The organism is Aminiphilus sp. (genome assembly GCF_029975095.1).
GTDB lineage: Bacteria > Synergistota > Synergistia > Synergistales > Aminiphilaceae > Aminiphilus.
Window position 1 is genome coordinate 1 of sequence record NZ_JARKPW010000160.1, and the last position, 4596, is coordinate 4596.

The 4596-nt window shown below is 55.0% G+C and carries 7 protein-coding genes and 2 tRNA genes; all 9 read right to left on the bottom strand.

All coding sequences use genetic code 11. From position 1 onward, the window contains the following. Positions 1-47: 47 nt before the first annotated feature. Entirely contained in the window at positions 48-320 is a 273-nt protein-coding gene (mbhE, locus tag Q1K49_RS09835) for a hydrogen gas-evolving membrane-bound hydrogenase subunit E (protein WP_300525621.1), read from the bottom strand. Next, positions 317-592: a hydrogenase subunit MbhD domain-containing protein gene (locus Q1K49_RS09840; protein WP_300525623.1), complete on the bottom strand. Its 276-nt coding sequence runs from the start codon at positions 590-592 to the stop codon at positions 317-319. Before Q1K49_RS09840 ends, mbhE begins: the two co-directional genes overlap by 4 nt. Continuing rightward, entirely contained in the window at positions 589-957 is a 369-nt protein-coding gene (gene mnhG, locus Q1K49_RS09845; protein ID WP_300525625.1) for a monovalent cation/H(+) antiporter subunit G, read from the bottom strand. The genes Q1K49_RS09840 and mnhG overlap by 4 nt, the downstream gene beginning before the upstream one ends. Before the next feature lie 2 nt (positions 958-959). After that, the gene (locus Q1K49_RS09850) at positions 960-1220 is read right to left on the bottom strand and encodes a monovalent cation/H+ antiporter complex subunit F (protein ID WP_300525627.1); all 261 of its coding nucleotides are present in this window, start codon (positions 1218-1220) and stop codon (positions 960-962) included. Next, the gene (locus tag Q1K49_RS09855) at positions 1217-1705 is read right to left on the bottom strand and encodes a Na+/H+ antiporter subunit E (RefSeq protein WP_300525629.1); all 489 of its coding nucleotides are present in this window, start codon (positions 1703-1705) and stop codon (positions 1217-1219) included. The genes Q1K49_RS09850 and Q1K49_RS09855 overlap by 4 nt, the downstream gene beginning before the upstream one ends. 207 nt (positions 1706-1912) lie before the next feature. Beyond that, positions 1913-2110: a sulfur carrier protein ThiS gene (gene thiS / locus Q1K49_RS09860; RefSeq protein ID WP_300525631.1), complete on the bottom strand. Its 198-nt coding sequence runs from the start codon at positions 2108-2110 to the stop codon at positions 1913-1915. A 67-nt stretch (positions 2111-2177) separates the two neighbouring features. Beyond that, on the bottom strand, positions 2178-4145 hold the full coding sequence (locus Q1K49_RS09865) for a YgiQ family radical SAM protein (protein ID WP_300525633.1): 1968 nt from the start codon (positions 4143-4145) through the stop codon (positions 2178-2180). 212 nt (positions 4146-4357) lie between these two features. After that, positions 4358-4432, bottom strand: a tRNA-Ala gene (locus Q1K49_RS09870). 35 nt (positions 4433-4467) lie between these two features. Next, positions 4468-4544 (bottom strand) — tRNA-Ile (locus tag Q1K49_RS09875). Positions 4545-4596 lie beyond the last annotated feature (52 nt).

Here is a 4596-nt window from a genome sequence, read left to right on the forward strand (position 1 = left end):
GCAAAGACATTACAGACGGTTCGTACGATGACGGAAAGAGGGCGCATTCAGTGTTCCCCTTTCCCCCGAAACAGGACCGCGATGGAACAGACCGCCGTGAAGAGAACAGCCGCTTCTCCGAGAGTGTCGAATCCCCTGTAATCGAACACGATGGCCGTCACCACATTGTTGACGGCCCGCTCGGACTGCGCAGAGCTGAGAAAATAGTCGTCCATGAGAGGAGCGCTAGGTTCCCCGAAGGGATGAACGGCATCCATGGCACCCCACAGTACTCCGGAAACGACGAGTACCGCCACGAGAAAAACGATGCGATATCTCATCGAGAATCCTCCCTTCGCTGCACTGTCGTCTTTCGGATCGCCCGAAGAGCGAGGACATAAATGGCCATGCTGAGCCCCGCACCGATCCCCGCCTCGGCGATGGCTACATCAGGAGCTTGAAGAATATAGAATTCCACCGAGAGCAAGAGGCTCAAGACGGAGAGCGAAATGACCGAGGAAAGCAAGTCACGAAACCATATGGCGAAAAAACCGGCAAGACCGATGAGACACAACACGGAGAAGTGTACGATGCTGTCGAGATGTTCGCTCACGACAGGACACCTCCATTTCCTCCGTCCTCACGAAGCCTGTCCACAACAGCGCACGCAGGCCTTACACCGCTTCGATAGGCCGAGCGTGCGATGGCATGGGCTCCTGTGGCGTTCGTGACCAGCAGCGCGAAGATAGCGATGATCACGTGAACGCCAAGGGTCAGGAAACGCCGTTCACCTGTGGTCGCGTACCGCATGAACCCGTAGAGGAGAACTGACAGGGACGTAAATATCGTGCCGAAGGTAGTACACTTCGTCGTTCCGTGAAGACGGGAGTAGACGTCGGGAAAACGATACAACGCAACTGTCGCGAGAAAATTGAACACGATACCAACGCCGAGGAGAAGACCGATCAAGGCATTCACGTCTACTGCCCCCCTTCGATATAGCGGGCGAGAAACAGGGTGCTCACAAAGGAAAGGGCCGCATAGACGATGGCGACATCCACCATGACGACCGAATCATACACCACGGAGAGAACGATCATAATGGCAATGGCCAAGGTATTCATGGCATCGAGAGCCACAATACGATCAGGAATCGTGGGGCCGGCGACCAACCTTCCGAACATGCAAAGGGCGATGATTCCCAAGAGGGCCGCTCCCCACGTGAACAGGACGGTACTCATTCCGCAATCCTCCTTGCCCATTTTCCAAAAGATCCGTAGAGTTCTTCCTCCGAAGGTGAGGGGTTCGAGACGTCAAGCCAATGAATGTAGAGATGTCCATCGCCCTCGCTCACGTCCACAGTCAATGTCCCCGGCGTGAGCGTGATGGAATTGGCCAAAAGCGTCAACGCTCCGGGAGTTCTCAGCCTTGGGTTGACCTTGACGATCCCCGGTCTGATCTTTCCGGTGATGACGAGTTTGGCTACCTCGAGATTTGCCTTGGCTAAGCCGAGGAGAAAGGGGCCGAAGAAGTAGACTAAAAAATGTCCCCAACGGAGGGGGTTCAAGCTCTGCGAAGCCCACTCGCTCTTGGAGATCCAGGTGCGACTCGCAGCGAACATAACCGCCCCAAGAGCGACGGCAATGAGAACTTCCGCAACATCGACACCATCTCCACTCCAGGCAAGAAGAAGATAGACCACCGCGGATATGAAGAATATTCCCACCACTGTTCACCTCCTCACATATATTGTATACGCACCGACAACCGCTGCCTTGTTATTGTACTCTTCTTTCGCTTGTGAAGGAAATCGTTATTTTTGTTCGGTGGGAAAGAACGCGACGTCGTTTTCCCCAAAGAGAGGCGACCTACCTTGCACCCTTCAAGAGGACAATAGTGTTCCTGGGCGCTGTCGCAGCAAGGAGAAGGCCGCTCAACCTCCGCCGACGACAGGGAAAAAGCGAACGTTGGCGCCATCCGGCAAGGGGAATGTTTCCGCTTCCTTTCCCGCCAGAAGTTTGCCGTCAACCCACACGGAAACCATCGGGGGAGACGGCGCTTTCGCTCTCAGGAGATCGCCGACGGTCATGCCTTCGTACCACGGCAGGGGTTCGTTGTTGACGACAATCACACCGCTCCACCTCCTCACTCCGGAGAGCTGCGACTCATGGAAAAAAGAAACGTCACGAACCAGTCTGCTATTCTACACGCCTTTTTCGGGAGCTGCCAGAAAAACGTCGTTCTTTCGGGGTCGCCGGAGTCCCTGTGCGGAAAGAGGTTCCTTGCGAAAGGTCCATTTTTCGCCGTTGCGCGGCAAAATCGGGCGCTCCGTCGGCTCGCCTCCGGGGAGTCGCCGGGATGAGACACTTCGGGCCATCACCGATGAGATCAGCACGTCCTGCCTTCATGAGAGCTTCTTTGACAAGATCGTAGTTGCGCGGATTCGTGTATTGGAGAAGAGCCCTTTGCATTGCTTTCTCATGGGGAGATTTTGCCACATAGACCGATTCACCCGTGAACGGATGAATTTCAGTATAGTACATGCATGTAGAAAGGCTTCCCGGAGTCGGTATGAAATCCTGCACCTGCTCCGGAATATGCCGGATGTCACGGAGAAATTCCGCCAGTTCAACAGCGGCTTCCAGATCTGATCCGGGGTGGCTGGAGAGAAAATAGGGCACGAGGAATTGCTTTTTCCCGAGTGTCCGATTCATGCGCTCGTACGCTTCCTTGAACCGGAGGAAGACTTCTTTGCCTGGTTTCCCCATGAGACGGAGCACTTTCGAAGAAACGTGTTCCGGGGCTACTTTCAGTTGACCGCTTACGTGGTGGGCACAAAGCTCCCCGAGAAAGGTTTCGTCGGAATCAGCCATGACATAATCGTAGCGGATCCCCGAGCGTATGAAGACCTTTTTCACTCCGGGAAGCGCACGGAGAGCACGGAGCAGCTCAAGATAATCTCCATGCTCGACGAGGAGATTCGAACACGGAGACGGTGCGAGACACTTTCTTTTGCCGCAGGTACCCGAGGCCTGCGGAAACCGACAGGGTGGGCGTCGAAAATTGGCCGTGGGCCCCCCTACGTCGTGAATGTATCCCTTGAATGCTCTGTGCTTGATGAGCTTTTCCGCTTCTTTCAGCAGGGAGGCATGGCTCCGTGTCTGAATGATCGAACCCTGATGCGAGACAAGGGCACAAAAAGCGCATTCGCCGTAGCACCCTCGGTGTCCGACCAGGCTGAACCGCACCTCCTCGATGGCGGGAACACCGCCAGCGGGCTCGTAAACAGGATGAGGTTCCCGTGTGTAGGGCAGTTCATAGACGGCATCCAGCTCCTTTGTCGTCAGAGGAGCGGCCGGAGGATTCTGTACGACAAGCCGATCTCTTCCGTGAGGCTGGACAAGACGCCTGCCTTCCAGAGGATTTCGTTCTCCATATTGCAAAGCAAAAGCCCTCGCGAAAGCTTTTTTGTCGCAACGCACCTCTTCAAAAGAAGGAAGCTCAATGCAGGGCTTTCCAGTTATCTTTTCGGAGGCAGGCATGGAAAAACACGTGCCTGCCACATGACGGATTTTCGATATCGGCACTCCTCTGTCGAGAAGCGACGCGATTTCACGGATCTGCCGTTCCCCCATTCCGTAGACGAGCAGATCCGCCCGGCAATCCAGCAGGATGGATCTGCGAACCATATCGGACCAGTAGTCATAATGGGCGAGGCGGCGGAGGCTGGCTTCGATACCGCCGAGAATGAGCGGAATCTCCGGCCAGAGTTCGCGAATTCGGTTGCTGTAGACGGTGGACGCTCTGTCGGGACGATATCCGATGTGCCCGCCCGGGGAATAGCTGTCGGTGTGACGACGCTTTCTTGCCGCGGTGTAGGCATTGAGCATGGAATCCAAATTCCCTGCCGTTACCAACACGGCGAGTCGAGGTTCTCCCATGCGGAGAAAATCCTCCGAGGAGCGCCAATTGGGCTGGGGAAGGATACCAACGCGAAATCCCTCTTTTTCGAGAACGCGGGAGATGATGGCCCCTCCGAAACTGGGATGGTCCACATAGGCATCGCCGGAAACAAGGAGGAAATCCAATCGATCCCATCCACGAGCGTCCATGTCGCTCCGTGAAATAGGGAGAAAATCAAACGCAGATCGATTCTCTGAAGGCAATACGTTCTCCCCCGTCCCTTGAAACAGTCATTCGGAAGCACTTGATTTTTTACCGGCGTACTAAAAAGGGGTAGAACTCGCTTGAACAAACGAGTCCTACCCCTGAAAACGTTCGAATAGTGTACTTGAAAAGGGGCACATTACGTCAACCAGAGGAATTTTCCCTCAAGGGCCCGTCTTTCCTGTGTCTGGCAACCCCTAGATGCACCATTTGGTGGAGATGATCGGATTCGAACCGACGACCCCCTGCGTGCAAGGCAGGTGCTCTCCCACTGAGCTACATCCCCGAAAAGCAAGCGGATTTCCTTCGAGCAAATCAAAATGGTGGGCCGGAGTGGATTCGAACCACTGACCTCACGGTTATCAGCCGTGTGCTCTAGCCACCTGAGCTACCGGCCCCAACAGAACACGGCGAAGATCGCTTCGAGAAAAACCGCACATATCTCCTTAG

Bases quoted from the DNA above. Each gene is read 5' to 3' on its own strand.
- Q1K49_RS09850 (WP_300525627.1), bottom strand. From the start codon at position 1,220: ATGAGTACCGTCCTGTTCACGTGGGGAGCGGCCCTCTTGGGAATCATC.
- mbhE (WP_300525621.1), bottom strand. From the start codon at position 320: ATGAGATATCGCATCGTTTTTCTCGTGGCGGTACTCGTCGTTTCCGGA.